Raw genomic sequence first — 17,321 nt, 5'->3', positions numbered from 1 at the left:
CTCCGCCTTGCAGCTCGACGCACCAGACCCCGCTCACCTGCGCCGACAAGGCACCACTGCTTCCCTCCGACTTGATCCGCCGGACAGGCCCTAGCGGTCGTCGCGGGCCGGGCACGTGGCACGCGCCCTGACCGGCACCGCGACCGCGCAGGCCGGCACCGCGACCGGCTCGACCGTCACCTCCGCTCCGCTGGTACGGGGCCTGTACCAGTCCGCGTACTCCGAGCGGAACGACGCCCTGTGGGTCACCGCCGCCGTGGGCCGCCCGCCGGTCACCACCTCCAGGCGGCTGAAGGTCGACCCGGACACCCTCGCCGTGGAGGCGGCCTACACCCCGCCGGTCACCGACGCGGCCACCGGCGCGGTCGAGGCGGTGTAGGGGATCGCCGTCGACGACGAGCACAACACCGTCTGGACGACGAACACCCGCAACAACACCGTCGCCGATTACAGCCAGAAGACCGGCGAGCACCTCGCCACGCTGCCGGACGTGGCCCACGCCCGCGAGATCGTCGTGGACGAGAAGCACAACACGGTGTGGGCGAGCGCCTTCGGCTCGAGCACCCTCGTCGCGCACGACTCCAAGACCCTCACGGAGAAGAAGCGCGTCACCGTCGAGGGCAGCAGCCCGACGGGCCTGGCCGTGAACGAGCGGACCGGCACGGTCTACGCCGCCGACCTGGGCGGCGACCAGATCATCGAGGTCACCCGCACGTCCAAGACCCCGCGGCTCATCCCGGCCGGCGACGGCCCGATCTCGATCGCGCTGTCCAAGAACGGCCGCACCGCCTACACCGCCGACCAGACCTCCGGCACCCTCTCCGTCGTCGACCTGGGCAAGGGAGTCGTCACCAAGTCCGTGGCGACCGGCGCGGGCGCCCTGTCCGTCGCCGCCGACAAGCGTTCGGGCAACGTCCTGGTCGCCAATCGCACAGCCGCCGACGTCACGGTCGTCGACCCGCGCGCGGGCACCGTCACGGAGACCCTCGCCACCGGCACCAACCCCAACCACATCGAGGTGGCCGACGGCACCGCGTACGTGGTCGACAAGTCCGGCTCCGGCCCCGCGGCCGAGGACCAGGTGACCCGCATCCGCATCGCCCGCTGAGGCAGCGAGTCCCTCGCCCCTTCGGATCGTTCCGCCCCGCCTCGTCCGCGTGGTGGGGCGGAATCCGTTTGACGCCCGGCGACGCGTCCGGGTTTGCTGCTCCGGTGTCCACCCTTGATTTCAAGATGCCGGACGACGAGGCCGGTCTCGAGGACTGGCGGTACGTCCACAACGTGATCGTCCCTCCCGCCGCCCTGTCTCTCGACGAGGTCCGAGAACGCGCCGGGCGCTACCTTCTCGAGGTCGCCCACCTCGGCGACGTCCTGGTCGGCTGTACGACCGTGCGACCGCCCGAGGAGGGCACCTCCACAGCCACGGTGATCGCCCGAGTGCTGCCCGAGCACCGTGGTCAGGGGTTCGGCGGGGAACTCTACGAGCGCGGGCTGAAGCAGGCACGAGCGCTGGGCGCCGATGTGATCGAGACGGTCGTCCTGGCGTCCAACGAGGACGGGCTCCGATTCGCCCTGCGACGCGGTTTCGTCGAAACGGAGCGCTACCTGCTGCCGGGCGACAGCGTCCACTGGATCGACCTGCGGCTGGCCTGATCCCGACGCGACCGCATCACCGCTCGCGGTCGAGGAACGCCATCACCGTTTCCGTGAACCGTCGGGGGTCGTCGAGCCACGGAAAGTGACCGGCCTCCGGCTGAACGCTCAGCTCGGCCCGGGGGAACAACTCCGCGACGGCGGCAGCGACACGCGGCAGCGGACCGCTGTCCACCGCGCCGGCTAGCAGCAGGACCCGCGCCTCCAGCGTGGCGACGACGGCACGGGCCACGGCGGGTTCGAAGGCGCCGAAGGACGCGTACAGGTCCGCGGCCCGCTCATTGGTCTGTTCGACCTCTGTCGCGGCATGCGCCTGCGCGGCCGTGTCCCAACGGCCGTAGAAGAACGCCGCGAAGCCATCCCAGTCGGCGTCGGCCACCGAGCCCGCCCAGACCCGTTCATAGGCGCCGAACGCGGCCTCGAACCACGGCTCGGCCGTGCGCGAGGCGGCCGCCTCCCGGCGGTGCTCCTCGGTGAAGTCGATCCCGAGGGCCCGCGCACGCGCCGTGACCAGCGTGAGGGTACGGATGCGCCGTGGGTGCCGGGCAGCGTAGAGCAGGGCGAGATCGCCGCCGGCCGAGTGGGCGAGGAGATCGACGCGTTCCAGCCCGAGGTGCGCGCGGAGGGCCTCGACATCGTCGACCTGCCGGTCGCAGCGGTACGTCGCCGGGTCGGCCGGGACGGCAGAGTCGCCGGTTCCCCGCAGATCGAGTTGGAGCAGTCGGCGGTGCCGCGACAGTCCGCCGAGATCTCCGAGGTAGGCGGAGGCACGCATGGGGCCACCGGGCAGACAGACCAACGGTTCGCCCTCTCCCACGACGTGATAGGCGAGCTCGGTCCCGTCGAGAGCGGTGAAGCCAGGCATGGCGTCATCCTGGCGACCGCGTGACGCTCTCGACAAGCGGTTTTGCGCACGCGGGGGCGGCCGGGCCGTTGCCTCCGGTTCGCCCGGCGTACGCCTCCGATTGCTTCCATCAGCGGATGGACCACATCAGGCGACTGACCGAGCGGCGCTGGGGCACAGCGGGCCGGCTGGTGATCGCGTGGCTGGTCACGCTGCCCGCCGCCACACTCGGCGAGGTCGCCGCGGTGAGTGCCGGAGTTACTGTCGAAGTAATCGCATGTATCTGATCGTGCCCCAGTTCCACTGACACGAGTGTCACGGGAGAAGGCGGAAGAAGGGGTGGGCCGGATGACGGAACTGCTGACAGGTATGCGGGTCGACTACAGCGACCAGGACGAGCCCGTGCTGCTCCGGCCGGACGGCAGCCCGGTGGAGACCTGGCGGGAGAACTACCCGTATGCGCAGCGCATGGAGCGCAAGGAATACGAGTGGCACAAGCGGCTCCAGCAGATCGAACTGCTGAAGCTGCAGAGCTGGATCAAGGAGAGCGGGCGGCGCCTGGTCATCGTCTTCGAAGGGCGGGACGCGGCCGGCAAGGGCGGCACGATCAAACGGTTCACCGAGCACCTCAATCCGCGCGGCGCGCGGGTGGTGGCCCTGGAGAAGCCGACCGAGCGCGAGCGCGGGCAGTGGTACTTCCAGCGGTATGTCGAGCATCTGCCGACCGCCGGCGAGATCGTGATGTTCGACCGTTCCTGGTACAACCGCGCGGGCGTCGAGCGAGTGATGGGCTTCTGCTCGGACGACGAGTACCTGCGCTTCATTCGGCAGGCACCCGCCTTCGAGCGGATGCTCGTCGACGACGGAGTGGACCTGATCAAGTTCTGGTTCTCGGTGTCGCAGGGCGAGCAGCGCACCCGTTTCACCATCCGCCAGGTCGATCCCGTACGACAGTGGAAGCTGAGCCCCATGGACCTGGCCTCGCTGGACCGCTGGGACGACTACACCGCCGCCAAGGTCGCCATGTTCCGCGAGACGGACACCACGCAGGCGCCTTGGACCGTGGTGAAGAGCAACGACAAGAAGCGGGCCCGCGTCGAGGCCATGCGCAGCGTCCTGGCCCGCTTCGACTACGCCGACAAGGACGACGAGGTCGTCGGGAGCCCCGACCCGAGCATCGTGGGCGCGGCGGCGACCCTGCTGGAGGCGGGCGAGGACGACACGGCCCCCTGAGCGTCAGTCGTGCGCGGGCCGGTCCGTGAGGCGGTGGTCCGCCAGGCTGAGCGCCTCGTCCACGACCCGGCGCAGATGGCCGTCGCCGAGGGAGTAGATCACGCGGCGGCCCTCCTTGCGGGTCGTCACCAGGCCGGCCAGCCGGAGCCTCGCCAGATGCTGGCTGACGGCGGGCCGGGCCGCGCCGCACTCCTCGGTGAGCGTCGAGACATCGGCCTCTCCCCCGCTCAGGGTGTGCAGCAGGGCGAGGCGCGTGCGGTCACCGAGCAGGGCGAGGAGTTCGGCGGCGAGCGCGAACTGCTCCTCGCGGGGGGTACGCGGGTGCGCATCGCGCGCAGGTGACAGGTGCATGCGTGCGCTCATACGCACATAATGGCGTCATGGACGCCGACGCGTCCACTCCCGCACCCGGAAGGGGACTGATGTGAGCGAGCACCAGCACCGTCACGAGCACTCTCACGGGCACGCCCATCACCCCCCTCACCGCCACCCGCGCCCCCTCGTGAGTCGCCTGCGCCACCTCCCCGCCCCCCACTCCCACGAAACCGCCGACCAGCTCGACTCCGCGCTGGAGTCGTCGGCCCGCGGTATGCGCGCCCTGTGGATCTCCCTCGTCGTGCTCGGCGCGACGGCCCTGGCACAGGCGGTCGTCGTCGTGCTCTCCGGGTCGGTCGCGCTGCTCGGCGACACGGTGCACAACGCGGCCGACGCCCTCACCGCCGTACCGCTCGCCATCGCCTTCGTACTGGGTCGCCGCGCGGCGACCCGGCGCTTCACCTACGGCTACGGCCGGGCGGAGGACCTCGCCGGCATCGTGATCGTGCTGACGATCGCCGCGTCCGGGGCCTTCGCGGCCTGGACGGCGGTGGAGCGGCTGATCGACCCGCGTCCGATGCGACACATCCCGGTCGTCGCCGCGGCGGCGCTCATCGGATTCCTCGGCAACGAGTGGGTCGCCCGTCACCGCATCCGGGTCGGCCGCGAGATCGGCTCCGCCGCGCTCGTCGCGGACGGCCTGCACGCGCGCACCGACGGATTCACCTCACTGGCCGTGCTGGTGAGCGCGGGCGGAGCCGCGCTCGGGTGGCAACTCGCTGACCCACTCGTGGGGTTGGCGATCACGACCGCGATCCTGCTGGTGCTGCGCGACGCCGCCCGCGAGGTGTTCCGGCGCGTGATGGACGCCGTCGACCCGGAGTTGGTGGACCTGGCCGAGCGGGCGCTGCGGGCGGTGCCGGGCGTGCGCGGGGTGGGTGAGCTGCGGCTGCGCTGGATCGGGCACCGGCTGCGCGCCGAGGTGGCGGTCGTGGTCGACGGCGAGGCGAGCGTGCGGCAGGCCCACCACATCGCCGTCGAGGCCGAACATGCCCTGCTGCACGCCGTACCGAAGCTCACCGCGGCCCTGGTGCACGCCGACCCGGCCCCGGCGCCGGGCGAGACGGACCCGCACCTGGCACTGGCCCATCACGCACTGCCGTGAGCCGTCAGGCGACGCCCAGGCCCTCCAGCACCACCGCGTTCGGCAGCTCAGCGAAGGCCTTCCCCGGCACCAGCAGCTTCCCGCGCCGCCGACCGCTGCCCACCAGCACATACGGCAGGTCGACGACAGCCGAGTCCACCAACACCGGCCAGTCGCCGGGCAGTCCGATGGGCGTGATGCCGCCGTACTCCATGCCGGTCTCGCCGGTCGCCGTGTCCATCGCCGCGAACGAGGCCTTGCGGGCGCCGAGTTGGCGGCGCACGACGCCGTTGACGTCGACCCGGGTGGTGGACAGGACGACGCATGCGGCGAGCGTGGTCTCACCGCCGCGCTTGCCCGCGACGACCACGCAGTTGGCGGACCGCTCGAGCAGTTCCTGGCCGTAGTGCTCGACGAAGACCGCGGTGTCGGCCCACTCGGGCTCCGTGTCGACGTGGACGATCTGGTCGGCGGGGACGGTGCCGTGCCAGTGACGTACGGCGTCCGCGACCGGACGGACGAGCTCGTCCAGGCAGTCGGGGGCGGGCGTGGCGTGGTCGAAGTGTCCGATGGGTGCGCGCATGACTGCACGCTAGGGCCTGTCCGGCGGATCAGGTCGCAGGGAAGCAACGGCGCCTGATAATCGCCGGTGCGCGGGGCCTGGTGCGTGCAGTTGCAAGGCGGAGGAGGGCGTCGACGCGATGGGGGTCCCCCCGCTCGAGCGAAGCCGAGAGTGGGGGAGTCGGCAACCGACGACAACGCCGCAGGTGGGCGTGCCAGGCCCCGCGTCTGCGGCATGATCCGCCGGACAGGCCCTAACAGCCGTGCCGCCGCGCCCGGCCCGGGGTCTCAGTGCACGGGCGGGACGGACACCGTCATGATCATTTCCACCGGTACGTCGCCGTCATTGCCGTACGTGTGGGCGGTGTTGGCCTCGAAGGAGGCGCTCGCGCCCGCCGGTACGCGGTACTCCACGCCGTCGACGGTGAGGGTCAGTTCGCCCGCCGCGACATGGACGAGTTCGACCGTGCCGACGGGGTGCGGGTCCGAGGCGCTGCCCTCGCCGGGCATGAGCCGCCAGTCCCACATCTCCAGCGGCCCCGGCGCCTCGGTGCCCGCCAGCAGCCGGTTGTAGCTGCCCGCGTCCGTGTGCCACAGCCGCACCGCCTGCTCGGCCGGGACGATGCGGACCTTGGGGCCCTGCTCGTAGTCGAGGAGGGTCGTGATGCTGACGCCGAGCGCGTCGCCGATCTTGACGACGGTGCCGAGGCTGGGGTTGGTCCTGGCCTGCTCGATCTGGATGAGCATGCCGCGACTGACGGCGGCGCGGGCCGCGAGCGCGTCCAGGGTGAAGCCGCGCTCGGTGCGCCAGCGCTTGACGTTGCGAGCCAAGGACTGGGTCAGCAGGTCGAGATCCGACACGTTCCGTCCAATATTCTGAATGACAGAGTTCAATAAAGTGAACTATGGTGTGGTGCACCCGATTGTTCACCGAACTGTACTGCGAGGCGCGTCATGACAGCACTCTTCGCCCTGGCCACGAGCCTCCTGTGGGGCCTGGCCGACTTCGGCGGAGGGCTGCTGGCCCGACGGACCCCCGCTCTCACGGTGGTCGTCGCCTCGCAGACGATCGCGGCGACCGTCCTCGGCCTGATCGTGGTCGCCACCGGCGGCTGGAGCGAGGCCGGTCCGCAGCTGTGGTTCGCGGTGGCCGCGGGCCTGGTCGGCCCGGTCGCGATGCTCGCCTTCTACAAGGCGCTGGCCCTCGGCCCGATGGGTGTCGTCTCGCCGCTCGGCTCCATGGGCGTGGCCGTCCCGGTCGCGGTGGGACTCGTCCTGGGCGAGCGTCCGGGGCTGTTGCAGTTCGCGGGCATCGCGGTCGCCGTCGTCGGCGTCCTGCTCGCAGCGGGTCCGCAGTTCAAGGGCGCCCCCGTGCAGCGCCAGGCCGTCCTGCTCACCCTGGTCGCCGCGTTCGGCTTCGGTGCGGTGATGTCGCTGATCGCGGAGGCCTCGACGAACCTCACCGGCCTGTTCCTCGCACTCTTCGTGCAGCGCGTGACCAATGTGGCGGCGGGCGGAGCGGCCCTCTACGTCTCGGTGAAGCGCGGCGCGCCGGCCCTTCCCCCGGAGGGCTTCCCGTGGAATTCCCTCCCCGCGCTCGCCTTCGTCGGCCTCGCCGATGTCGGGGCCAACGGCACGTACTCCATCGCCGCCCAGCACGGCCCGGTCACCGTGGCCGCCGTCCTCGCCTCGCTCTACCCCGTGGTCACGGCCGCGGCCGCGCGCGGGATCCTCGGCGAACGGCTGCGCGGAGTCCAGGCGGCGGGCGCGGGCCTGGCGCTCCTCGGCACGGTACTGCTGGCCACGGGCTGAGCGCCCGGTCCTGCGGCCGGCTCAGGACTCGGTGCGTACGTCCCCGGGTTTCGCCCGTACATCGCCGGAGGCGACCTCGGCGTCAAGGTCCAGCTCCGCGAGCCGGGCCGCGGACTCCTCGTCCAGCTCCGACAGCGCCAGCAACTGCTCCGATGTCACCCCGTCCGGAATCGGTACCGGTGCCGGCGTCCGCAGCGGCGGCTGCCAGCCGTCCACCGCGTCCCAGCGCCGCACGACCCGCGCCGGAGCGCCCGCCACCACCGAGTGGTCCGGCACCACACCACGTACCGCCGCACCCGCCGCCACCACGACGTTCCGCCCGATCCGCGCCCCCGGCAGGATCACCGCCCCGGTCCCGATCCAGCAGCCCGGCCCGATCTCCACCGGCTCCATCCGCGGCCACTGCTTCCCGATGGGCACGTGCGGATCGTCGTACGAGTGGTTGGTGGAGGTCACGTACACATACGGGCCGAAGTAGCAGTCGCTGCCGATGGTGACCGTCGTGTCGGCGATGACATGGCTGCCGCGGCCGAGCACGACACCGTCGCCTATGCGCAGGATCGGATCGGAGCCGAGATCGAGGTCGGGCATCAAACCGGCCGTCAGGGTGACCTGTTCGCCGACGATGCAGTGGGCGCCGAGGTGGATCCAGGGTTCGCCGAAGACGGTGCCGAGCGGGAAGGCGAGTCGGGTACCTGTTCCCATCGCGCCGAAGCGGAGCCGCCCCGGCCGCTCCGCGGTGACGGAACCCGTGCGCTGCACCCAGGCCCAGCCCGCGTGGACGGCGCGCTGCGCGAGGCGGCGACGCCATGACGAGAACACGTTCCTGCTCCTGGGCACCCGCTCACGGTACTCAGGGTGACGGGGGCCCAGCAGAGATCCCGGCTGTGATCTTCACCCCACCGGGGCCGGAGGCGATGACATACGGTGCCGCTGTAGCGACGACGACGAGGAGACGGCGATGACGCAGCAGGCGCTGATCAAGGGGATCGGCGGCAAGGATCCGCAGCTGGACGCGGACGCGTTCACGGCACCCACGTCCGTGGTCATCGGGGACGTCACCCTGCACGCGGGCGCCAGCGTCTGGTACGGCGCGGTACTGCGGGCCGACGGCGGCCCGATCGTCATCGGCGCGAACAGCAACATCCAGGACAACTGCACCCTCCACGTCGACCCCGGCTTCCCCGTCACCGTCGGCGAGCGCGTCTCGGTCGGGCACAACGCCGTCGTGCACGGCGCGACCGTCGAGGACGACTGCCTGATCGGGATGGGCGCCACAGTCCTCAACGGGGCCGTGATCGGCGCCGGTTCGCTGGTGGCGGCCCAGGCACTGGTACCGCAGGGGATGCGGGTGCCCCCGGGCTCGCTCGTCGCGGGCGTCCCCGCCAAGATCAAGCGGCAGCTGACGGACGAGGAACGCGAGGGCATCTCACTGAACGGCGTCCATTACGTGAACCTGGCGAAAGCACACAGCGCGCTGTAACGGGCGGGGGGAAACGCGCCCCTTCAGGGGCGCGGGGCCCTGACAAGTGCGGCTCCGACGCGTGGGCGCGACCAGCCAGCCACGGCCCGCAGTCACCGACCGGCCGAAACCTACTCCGCGACCGCCACAGGCTCCGGCTCCGGCTCCTCCGCCAACTGCCTCGCCTTACGCCGGACGACCAGCATCGACGCCAGCCCGATGAGGACCGCGACAACCAGACCCAGCCACGAGAACCGCTTGAGCCAGGACTCGGCGACGACACCGACGTAGTAGATGACCGCGGTGGTGCCGCCGGCCCAGACGATGCCACCGAGGACGTTGGCGATCAGGAACTTCCAGTACGGCATCTTCAGCACACCCGCGAGCGGGCCCGCGAAGATCCGCAGCAGGGCGACGAAGCGGCCGAAGAACACGGCCCACATGCCCCACTTGTGGAAGGACCGCTCGGCCGTCGCGATATGGCCCTCGCTGAAGTGCTTGGGGAACTTCTCGCCGAGCCAGGCGAGCAGCGGCCGTCCGCCCTTGCGGCCGATGGCGTACCCGATGGAGTCACCGACGATCGCGCCGACGCTGGCACACGTCCCGAGGATGACCGGGTTGATGCCTTCGTGCTGGGAGGACAGCAGCGCCGCCGAGACAAGGATGATCTCGCCGGGCAGCGGGATGCCCAGACTCTCCAGGCCGATGACCAGGCCCACCAGCGCGTAGATGCTGACCGCGGGCACCGTCTCGAGCCACTCCTGGACGTGCAACGGCGGTTCCTCCCGAATCACGTACTTCCCGGCGTGCGCCCGGAGCGGCGCACGCCGGGGAAGCCTACCGGTCAGCGCGGCACGGCCGAGTCCCACAGATCACATCGGTGCTCCTGGTGCACGGTGGTGCTGAGCGTGTTCCCGCCCTGGGACGCGGTCCGCAGCGAGAGCACCGGACCGGTGCGGTCGGGCATCCCGGGCTGCCCGGCCGCCCGCGGCACCCCACCCCGGATGAAGGATCCCCAGTACTGGATCATCTGCCGCGACAGCGTCCGCTGCTCCGCGTTCAGCGGGGTCGTGAGACCGAAGTGCTTGAAGAGGTACTGCACCTCGTTCACGTGCGTCGCCCCGAAGTCGAAGCTCGTGCCCAGGTTGCGCAGGGAGGCGAAGGGCGGCGAGGTGCGGTCGGCGAACTCGTACGAGTAGACCGGACCGCGGGACGCGAGCACCCCGCCGAGCCGGAGCGCCGGGCACGCCATCAGATAGTCGCCGAAGGCGGTGCCGTACGCGAGGGTCGGCGAGGGGTAGTCCGCCGACGGGTAGCGCTGGAGCACCCGCTCCCCCAGGTCGGCACCCCAGACGGCCTTCACGACCGACGGATACCGCTCGGCCGTGAGCGGTGTGCCGGTGCTGTCGAACTGGGCGAAGGCGAACATCCGCCCCTCGTCCTGATTCGCCCCGTTCAGCACGGGAACGCGGGCAGCGGCCCCCTTCGCGTACGCCTCGAAGGGCTGCACCGGCAGGAAGGCGCCGCCGACGACCGGCCCCCAGTCGAAGCCTGCCTGCGCCGCGAGGATCTCCTCGGCGGACTTGCCCCGCAGACACGCCGTCGACAGTTCGGCGCAGCCCACCTTCTTCGCGAAGGCCGCGCCGGCCGCTACGGCTGTCGGGCGGGTGCGTGCCGCACAGTTCCCGTACGCACCGCTCTCGACAATTCCCGCCCGGTAGAGGCCCTTTGCGGTCGGTGAGGCCATCTGGGTGCAGACCGAACGGCCGCCCGCCGACTCGCCCGCGATGGTGACCCGGCCAGGATCGCCGCCGAAGCGGGCGATGTTGGCGCGCACCCAGCGCAGCGCGGCCTGCTGGTCGAGCATCCCGAAGTTGCCCGAGACGCCGTCGCGCGCCTCACCGTCGAGTCCGGCCGTGGCGAGGAACCCCATGGCGCCGAGGCGGTAGTTGACGGTTACGACGACCGCGCCGGTCTGCCGGGCGAAGGTGTCGGGCACGACGTCCTCGCCCGCGCCCGCGGTGAGCCCGCCACCGTGCAGCCAGACCATCACCGGTCGACGTCCGACGCCTTCGGGGACGTACACATTGAGGTCGAGGCAGTCCTCGGTGTGGCTGGGCCGGTCGTAGCCGGGGTCCCAACTGGCCGTCTGTACACAACGGTTACCGAAGTCCTGTGCGGTGCGCACGCCTTGCCAGGGCCGCACGGGCTGCGGGCTCTTCCAGCGGAGGCCACCTACGGGGGGCTGCGCGTACGGGATGCCGAGGAACTGCCATCCCTCGGTGGTGGTTTCGCCGCGGACCCAGCCCGTGTCCGTGCGTACGAGTGCGGAGTGCTGCGCGGTGGCGGACTCGGCCGGTGCGGGGGCGGGGGCGACGAGGACGGCGGCGAGGGCGGTGATCCCGATGATCACGCGGCGTATCACGCGCTCACCTCCGCCGTCGTCCGCAGGCGCAGATCCCGCACCGACGCCCCGACCCAGACCGCGCGGCGGCCGGTGCCGAGCACCCAGCCGTGCCGCTTCACGTCCCAGGAGGAGAGGGTGCGCTTCGTGACGAGCACGGTGACCCGGCACCGCTCCCCCGCCCGCAGCGCGAGCCGCCGGTATCCGGCCAGCACGCGTACGGCCTGGTCGAGCCGGAGATCCGGCGACGGCCCCACATACACCTGCGCCACTTCGATGCCTGCGCGCCGCCCGGTGTTGTGCACGGTGAAGCTGACCTCCCGCCCCCGGACGCTCAGATCCTCGTACGCGAACGACGTGTACGAGAGCCCGTGTCCGAAGGGGAACAGCGGGCGCACGCCTTCCGCGTCGTACCAGCGGTACCCGGCGTGGATCCCCTCCGAGTACTCCTCGGTGCCGTCCACGCCCGGGTAGCGGCGTGGATCGCCGGCGACCGGATGGTGGGCGTCGTCTACGGGGAAGGACTGGGTGAGCCGGCCGCCGGGATCGCAGTCGCCGAACAGGACGGCGGCGGTGGCGGCCGCGCCCTGCTGGCCCGGGTAGTACATCTGGAGCACGGCGGCCGTGCTGTCCAGCCAGGGCATCGACGTCGACGACGAGGTGTTGAGGACGACGGTCGTACGGGGGTTGGCCGCGGTCACGGCTTCGATCAGCTGCTCTTGGTGGCCGGGCAGCGCGAGGGTGCCGCGGTCCAGGCCCTCAGTCGCGTCCTCGTAGGCGAACAGGACGACGCTGTGTGCGGCGCGTGCCACCTCGACCGCCTCGGCGACGTCCTGCGCCCGGGTCGCGCCGGTGATACGCCGCAGCCGGAACAGCTGTCCCGCGGTGCCGCCCCGCGCGGTGATGGAGACCTGGTGCTCGCCCTTGGTGAGGTTCAGCTCCTTGCGGCGTACGGCGAGTCCGTCGGGCGCGGCCGAGACCAGGCCGCCGCTGAAGTACTCGCCGTATCCGGGCAGCGCCGGGAAGAGGTCGACGCCGTCGAGGAGCACCTTGGGCCGGGTGCCGGAGTAGTGGATGACGAGGGTCCAGGTGTCGGCGTCGGCGACCGTGAGCGTCCCCTCGTACGTCCACGTCTGGCCGGCGGCGACGTTCTGGGCCTCGGTGTCGATGCCCGTGGTCAGGGCCCCGCCGGGAATGGCCTTTCCGAAGAGGTCCTCGCCGAGCGCGTACGACACCTGGGCGCCGCGTCCCGCACGGGACCTGATGGCGTCGAGCGGGCTGTCGGCGGCGTCGGGGACGACGTGGGCGCTGCCACCGCCGCTGACGAACGGCAGGGAGCCGGTGGGGCCGACGACGGCGATACGGCGGGCGGCGGCGCCGGTCAGAGGCAGCGCGCGGCGCTCGTTGCGCAGCAGGGTCGCGCCGGCCTTGGCCACCTCCAGCGCGACGGCCGCGCCCGCCTTCGCGTCGCGGTCGGGGCGCGCCGGGACGCTGCCGTCGAGCAGCCCGAAGCGGTCCATCACCGCGAGGATGCGGCGCACGGCACGGTCGACGTAGGTCTCGGCGACGCTGCCGCTCTGCACCGCCTTCTTCAGGGCGGCGCCGAAGTACGTGCCGTCGGGCATCTCCATGTCGAGGCCCGCGGTGAGCGCGGCCTTGGTGCTGTGGGCGGCGAACCAGTCGGTCATCACCAAGCCGCCGAAGCCCCATCGGTCGCGCAGGATGTCGGTCAAAAGCGGCTTGTTCTCGCAGGCGAAGGTGCCGTTGACCTTGTTGTACGCGCCCATGACCGCGCCGGTGCCGGCGGCGACGGCCGCCTCGAAGCCGCGCAGTTCGACCTCGTGCATGGTCTGCTCGTCGGCCCGCACGTCGACGGACATGCGGTCCTGCTCCTGGTTGTTCAGCGCGAAGTGCTTGACGGTCGCGATGAGGCCCTCGCCCTGGATGCCGCGGATCTCGGCCGCGACGAGGTCAGCGGCGAGCAACGGGTCCTCGCTGAAGGTCTCGAAGTTGCGGCCCGCGTACGGGGTGCGGATGAGGTTGACCATCGGGGAGAGCAGCACGTCCTGGCCGAGGGCGCGGCCCTCGCGGCCGATGACCTGGCCGTAGCGGCGGGCGAGTGAGGGGTCGAAGGCGAACGCGAGCAGGACGGGGGCGGGCAGGGCCGTGGCGTGCCGGGTGACACGGACGCCGGCCGGGCCGTCGGCGAGGCGGAGCGGGGGGATGCCGAGGCGCGGGACTCCGGGCACGTATCCGGCCTGGCCGAGCGACGCGGGGTCGGTGGCACCGTGCAGCAGGGAGATCTTCTCGTCGAGGGTGAGTTTCCTGATCAAACCCTCTACGCGAGGGCCGGCGCCGGATCTGGACTCCGCCTGGGCGAGCGGCGCGGAACCGCCGGTGACCGCCGCGGCGACCGCGATGGCGCCACCCAGCAGACGCAGGGCCGATCGCCGGGACAAGCTGTGGGACATGAGCCGTCACTCCTTCGGTGCGCGGGCACATCGTTGTGAACCGCAGGCACTCGTGCCGACGACAGCCGTGTTCGCCCCTTGAACGCACGGTGTGCGGACCAGGCGTGACAAACCGTCAGAGAGCACGGGTACGGCGGGAAAGCTATGACCGCTGGTGACTCGTGTCAATGAATTGAACAGAAACGGCTGACGCCCCGACAACAACCGAAGGGAAACTCAGAAACGCGAGGGCGGGAGCGGGGGGCGGAGACGGGAGCGGGGGACGGGGGCGGAGGCGGAGGAAACCGTCACGCCGCCGCGGGACCGGCCGCCACCACGAGTTCCGCGTTGCGGTCCCTCGCGGCGCCCGCCCAGCCCTCCTGAACACCGGCGGCCATGCCCTCGGCCAGACCGGGAGCGTTGTACGCCAGTTCCCGGTACAGCGAGGCGAGACCCACCGCCGAAAGGTCGCCGAAATCCGGGGCGGTGCGGTGCGGTGCGGCGGATTCGACGAGGGTGGTGAACAGGGACAGCGTCCCGTCCTCGTTGTCGGTCAGTTCGATCAGGCGGGCGTGGTGCGGATAGTCCACGTGGGACGCGGTGTTGACCTCCCAGAAGGAGCGGCTGGGCGTCGCGTGCGGGTGCGGTGTGATCCGGTTGACGTGGCTGTGGCCATTGATCCAGGCGACCACGTTCGGGAACCGGCTGAGCAGGGCGATGACCTCCGCGCCGTCGTGCCGTGGTTCGTCGGTGCGGGCGGCGTCGGGGCGGCGGGTCATGCTCGGGCTGTGATGGTGGCTGAAAACCACGATGTGGGCGTCGTCGGCGCCGGGATTGCGGACGAGACGGCCGTTCGCGTCGTAGGACCGGGAACTGTGCGCGGCCAGGGTCCGTTCCAGCCAGCGGAGTTGGTCGGTGCCGAGGGAACCCTCGTAGTGGCCGCTGCGATAGGTGGTGTCGATGCTGATGCCGAGGACGCCTTCGGCCACCCGGAAGGTGTAGTACATCCGCTCGCCGTCCAGATTGTCCTGCGTATACCCGTGGCCGACCGGACCGGCACCCCTATGGGCAGGGTCGAGGTGCGCGGCCAGATAGTCGCGCGGGGTGATGAGCCGGCGCCGCTCGTCGGCGGTCACCGTCCGCGTCGATGCCCGGTGCCGGCGCAGGATCGCCTCGAGCACCTCGCTCTTGGGGTCGTCGCCCGTGTCCAGCGCCTTGGCGTAGGCGGCCGCGTCCGCGTCGGGGACGGACAGCAGCTTGCGGGAGCCGACGGCGAACTCGTTCAGCGCGGGAGACAGACAGCCCCCGGGCAGATCGTCGTGGTTGCCGACCGTGGAGTACCAGGGGATGCGCAGCCCCGGGCTGGTCACCGGCCGTATGGCGGCGTCGAGGAAGCCGGGGATCAGGGGCAGCCCGCGCCGCTTGTCCAGGTCGCGCAGAGCCGCGTCGCCCGGGTGCCAGTAGAGCGGAAGGCCGGAGTTCTGTACGCCTTCGTACGCCGTCGGGTCCCCGGTGTCGGGCGTGATCCGGCCACCGCTCATCACCGTCAGGAACCACTCCAGTTCGATCGCGGAGTTGTTGTCGACGTTGTCGCCCGTCGTCATCACGAACGCGGGGCGCAGGCCCGTGTACGGACCGCCGCCGAGCGCGTTCACCTGCTCCACGAGTGCGACCGCACCCGCCACCGTCAGCGCCTCCTGCGGCCGCCACGCGGTGGCACGGCGCGACCGCAGGAACTCCGTGCGCAGCGGGTTCTGCACGTCGGCGAGATGAAGATCGGTGAACTGCACGAAGCACGCGAGCGCGGTACGCCGGTCCTGTCGCCCGGCACCGGGAGCGGCGAGCTCTCCCCGTACGGCCAGGGGCCAGCCGGGACCTGAGACCAGCCGCCGGTAGCCGCCGACGCGTATGTCACCGCCGAGGCGGGCCGTGGTCTCCAGGGTGGTCGTCGCATACGGCGCGGACCGCCGGGCGGCGCGGGCTGGCTGCGGGGCGACGCCCGGTGCGGCGGAGGCGGCGGAGGGGTGGCTGCGCTGCCTGGGGATGAGCGCTGCCTCGGGTCCGGCCGCCCTCGACACCGCACCCGCCGCCGCTCCCGTTCCCGCGACGGCGGCGCCGGAGGCGAGCAGAAAGCGACGACGGTTGATGGCGGACGCGGGTTCGATTCCGGCCATGGGGCGACCTCCGGTGCCTTCGAGCGACTCACTGAGCGGAATCACTCATTCAGGCCACGGGGGCGGAGGTGTGACCTCTCCATGAACGCCGCCGGAACAGGGCGGACAGCGAGAATCGGCCCGACATCGGCCGCGCGGCGAGGCTCAGCCAGTACGTCTCCGGCGGCGCCGCCAGTACCAGAGTGTACCGACCGCCGCGGACGACGTGGCCAGCGTGATGGCGAGTACCGGCCAACCGCTGCCGGCGATACGCAGGTCGACCAGGACGACCACGGCGGCCAGGAGGAGCGAGGCAAGGGCGCGCAGCACGGCCCCCAGCATCTCCGGATCGACGTGCGCCCTCCGACGGCGCTTGGGGGTGCCGGCGTCGGCGAAGTAGTGGGTCAGGGCACGGTCCGACAGACGGGCATCGGCGCGCCGGTAGGACGCCGCCATGTACGGGAGCCAGACGAGGGGTGCGATCAGCCCCACCAGAAAGACCGCCGCGAGGAGCAGCCAGCGCCAGGCCTGGACCGCAAGACGCCGCACGGGCCCCGAGCGCTGCCCCGCATCGGCGGGGACGATCAGACCGAGCAGGCGAGCCATGCGCAGGGTGACGTCCCAAAGGGCCGCCCATCGCCTCCGGCGCGGAGCGGGTCCGGCACGGCTGACCCGGGACAGCGCCTCCTGTGCCTGTCGCGTGTCCTCGTACACACCCTGGAGGACGAGGAGTTCGCCGGCGCGGGCTCTTGCCGTGGGGTCACGGCCGTCGAGGGCGGCCAGTTCCAGGACGGTACGCGCCTGGCGGAGCAGTGCGGCACAGAACGCGAGGGGAACGAGCACGAGGAACGGGCCGCCCACGACGGCGCCCTTCGACACGACCGCCCGGCGACCGCGGACGATCACGTCGGCCCGGAGTTCCGCGTCGGCGGCATCAGGGTGGTCGCGCCGAAGCCGGTCCACGGATTCGGGTACGGCCGGGCCGATCCGGCGGACGGCGAAGGCGGCCAGGATCTCCGGCAGGTGCCCGGGATCCTCGAGGATCAAGGCCAGCAGGAAACGTTCCGGCGAGGATTCGGCGGACCCGTCGGAGGGGGAGCCGGTCACCGGTGACCACACCGCCGTCGCCGGAGCGGCAGCCGTCGCGAGACATGCGCTCGCCCCGCGCGACTCGGCCGCCACCGGCCGCGGTGTCCTGCCGTGATCAGACTGCCCGAGTACGACATAGGTCGTATCTAGCACGAATCATCATCAATCAGGTGTCGGACGACCCCGGCACCGGGCCGGATC

The 17,321-nt window shown here is 71.5% G+C and carries 16 protein-coding genes and 1 pseudogene; 7 read left to right on the top strand and 10 right to left on the bottom strand.

The features are described from left to right. Positions 1 to 163: 163 nt before the first annotated feature. Positions 164 to 1,108, top strand: a pseudogene (locus AB0D57_RS31535) (YncE family protein); the annotation flags it as partial. A gap of 104 nt (positions 1,109 to 1,212) precedes the next feature. Next, positions 1,213 to 1,653 carry a GNAT family N-acetyltransferase gene (locus AB0D57_RS31530; RefSeq protein WP_362080626.1) on the top strand — a complete coding sequence of 147 codons (441 nt, stop codon included), beginning with the start codon at positions 1,213 to 1,215 and terminating at the stop codon, positions 1,651 to 1,653. Positions 1,654 to 1,669: 16 nt separating this feature from the next. Here AB0D57_RS31530 and AB0D57_RS31525 read toward each other — a convergent pair whose 3' ends face one another. Further along, positions 1,670 to 2,518 carry an alpha/beta hydrolase gene (locus AB0D57_RS31525; protein WP_362080623.1) on the bottom strand — a complete coding sequence of 283 codons (849 nt, stop codon included), beginning with the start codon at positions 2,516 to 2,518 and terminating at the stop codon, positions 1,670 to 1,672. Positions 2,519 to 2,634: 116 nt separating this feature from the next. Between AB0D57_RS31525 and AB0D57_RS31520 the strand changes: the two genes are divergently transcribed. Next, a complete protein-coding gene (locus AB0D57_RS31520; RefSeq protein ID WP_362080634.1) occupies positions 2,635 to 2,784 on the top strand; it encodes a hypothetical protein in 150 nt (49 codons plus the stop codon). A 61-nt stretch (positions 2,785 to 2,845) separates the two neighbouring features. Further along, positions 2,846 to 3,730 (top strand): polyphosphate kinase 2, encoded by an 885-nt coding sequence (ppk2, locus tag AB0D57_RS31515; RefSeq protein ID WP_362080620.1) that lies wholly within the window; start codon positions 2,846 to 2,848, stop codon positions 3,728 to 3,730. Positions 3,731 to 3,733: 3 nt separating this feature from the next. Here ppk2 and AB0D57_RS31510 read toward each other — a convergent pair whose 3' ends face one another. Next, on the bottom strand, positions 3,734 to 4,093 hold the full coding sequence (locus tag AB0D57_RS31510; RefSeq protein WP_362080617.1) for a metalloregulator ArsR/SmtB family transcription factor: 360 nt from the start codon (positions 4,091 to 4,093) through the stop codon (positions 3,734 to 3,736). Between the two features lie 61 nt (positions 4,094 to 4,154). Here AB0D57_RS31510 and AB0D57_RS31505 point away from each other — a divergent pair, with 61 nt between their 5' ends. Then, a complete protein-coding gene (locus AB0D57_RS31505; RefSeq protein ID WP_362080613.1) occupies positions 4,155 to 5,210 on the top strand; it encodes a cation diffusion facilitator family transporter in 1,056 nt (351 codons plus the stop codon). Positions 5,211 to 5,214: 4 nt separating this feature from the next. On the opposite strand, the gene AB0D57_RS31500 is transcribed toward AB0D57_RS31505, so the two are convergent. Together AB0D57_RS31500 and AB0D57_RS31495 are read right to left on the bottom strand one after the other, a co-directional pair. Continuing rightward, positions 5,215 to 5,772 (bottom strand): YbaK/EbsC family protein, encoded by a 558-nt coding sequence (locus AB0D57_RS31500; RefSeq protein ID WP_362080610.1) that lies wholly within the window; start codon positions 5,770 to 5,772, stop codon positions 5,215 to 5,217. 266 nt (positions 5,773 to 6,038) lie between these two features. Then, positions 6,039 to 6,611: an XRE family transcriptional regulator gene (locus AB0D57_RS31495; RefSeq protein WP_362080607.1), complete on the bottom strand. Its 573-nt coding sequence runs from the start codon at positions 6,609 to 6,611 to the stop codon at positions 6,039 to 6,041. A gap of 93 nt (positions 6,612 to 6,704) precedes the next feature. Here AB0D57_RS31495 and AB0D57_RS31490 point away from each other — a divergent pair, with 93 nt between their 5' ends. Beyond that, positions 6,705 to 7,562, top strand: a complete 858-nt coding sequence (locus AB0D57_RS31490) for a DMT family transporter (protein ID WP_362080604.1) — start codon at positions 6,705 to 6,707, stop codon at positions 7,560 to 7,562. A 21-nt stretch (positions 7,563 to 7,583) separates the two neighbouring features. Here AB0D57_RS31490 and AB0D57_RS31485 read toward each other — a convergent pair whose 3' ends face one another. Beyond that, a complete protein-coding gene (locus AB0D57_RS31485) occupies positions 7,584 to 8,402 on the bottom strand; it encodes an acyltransferase (protein ID WP_362080601.1) in 819 nt (272 codons plus the stop codon). A gap of 121 nt (positions 8,403 to 8,523) precedes the next feature. Between AB0D57_RS31485 and AB0D57_RS31480 the strand changes: the two genes are divergently transcribed. After that, positions 8,524 to 9,045: a gamma carbonic anhydrase family protein gene (locus AB0D57_RS31480; RefSeq protein ID WP_362080598.1), complete on the top strand. Its 522-nt coding sequence runs from the start codon at positions 8,524 to 8,526 to the stop codon at positions 9,043 to 9,045. 110 nt (positions 9,046 to 9,155) lie between these two features. On the opposite strand, the gene AB0D57_RS31475 is transcribed toward AB0D57_RS31480, so the two are convergent. The 5 genes from AB0D57_RS31475 to AB0D57_RS31455 all read right to left on the bottom strand — a co-directional run bounded on the left by AB0D57_RS31475 (position 9,156) and on the right by AB0D57_RS31455 (position 17,138). Beyond that, the gene (locus AB0D57_RS31475) at positions 9,156 to 9,797 is read right to left on the bottom strand and encodes a DedA family protein (protein ID WP_362080595.1); all 642 of its coding nucleotides are present in this window, start codon (positions 9,795 to 9,797) and stop codon (positions 9,156 to 9,158) included. A gap of 71 nt (positions 9,798 to 9,868) precedes the next feature. Further along, positions 9,869 to 11,449, bottom strand: coding sequence for a carboxylesterase family protein (locus tag AB0D57_RS31470; protein ID WP_362080592.1), 1,581 nt, complete (start codon positions 11,447 to 11,449; stop codon positions 9,869 to 9,871). Continuing rightward, positions 11,446 to 13,899, bottom strand: a complete 2,454-nt coding sequence (locus tag AB0D57_RS31465) for a glycoside hydrolase family 3 N-terminal domain-containing protein (protein ID WP_362080589.1) — start codon at positions 13,897 to 13,899, stop codon at positions 11,446 to 11,448. The genes AB0D57_RS31470 and AB0D57_RS31465 overlap by 4 nt, the downstream gene beginning before the upstream one ends. Positions 13,900 to 14,186: 287 nt before the next feature. Then, positions 14,187 to 16,052 carry a TIGR03767 family metallophosphoesterase gene (locus tag AB0D57_RS31460; RefSeq protein ID WP_362080586.1) on the bottom strand — a complete coding sequence of 622 codons (1,866 nt, stop codon included), beginning with the start codon at positions 16,050 to 16,052 and terminating at the stop codon, positions 14,187 to 14,189. 144 nt (positions 16,053 to 16,196) lie between these two features. Continuing rightward, a complete protein-coding gene (locus tag AB0D57_RS31455) occupies positions 16,197 to 17,138 on the bottom strand; it encodes a hypothetical protein (RefSeq protein ID WP_362080583.1) in 942 nt (313 codons plus the stop codon). Between the last annotated feature and the right edge of the window lie 183 nt (positions 17,139 to 17,321).

It is taken from the genome of Streptomyces sp. NPDC048275, from assembly GCF_040652275.1.
Classification (GTDB): domain Bacteria; phylum Actinomycetota; class Actinomycetes; order Streptomycetales; family Streptomycetaceae; genus Streptomyces.
This window is presented reverse-complemented; position numbering and strand designations above follow the sequence as displayed.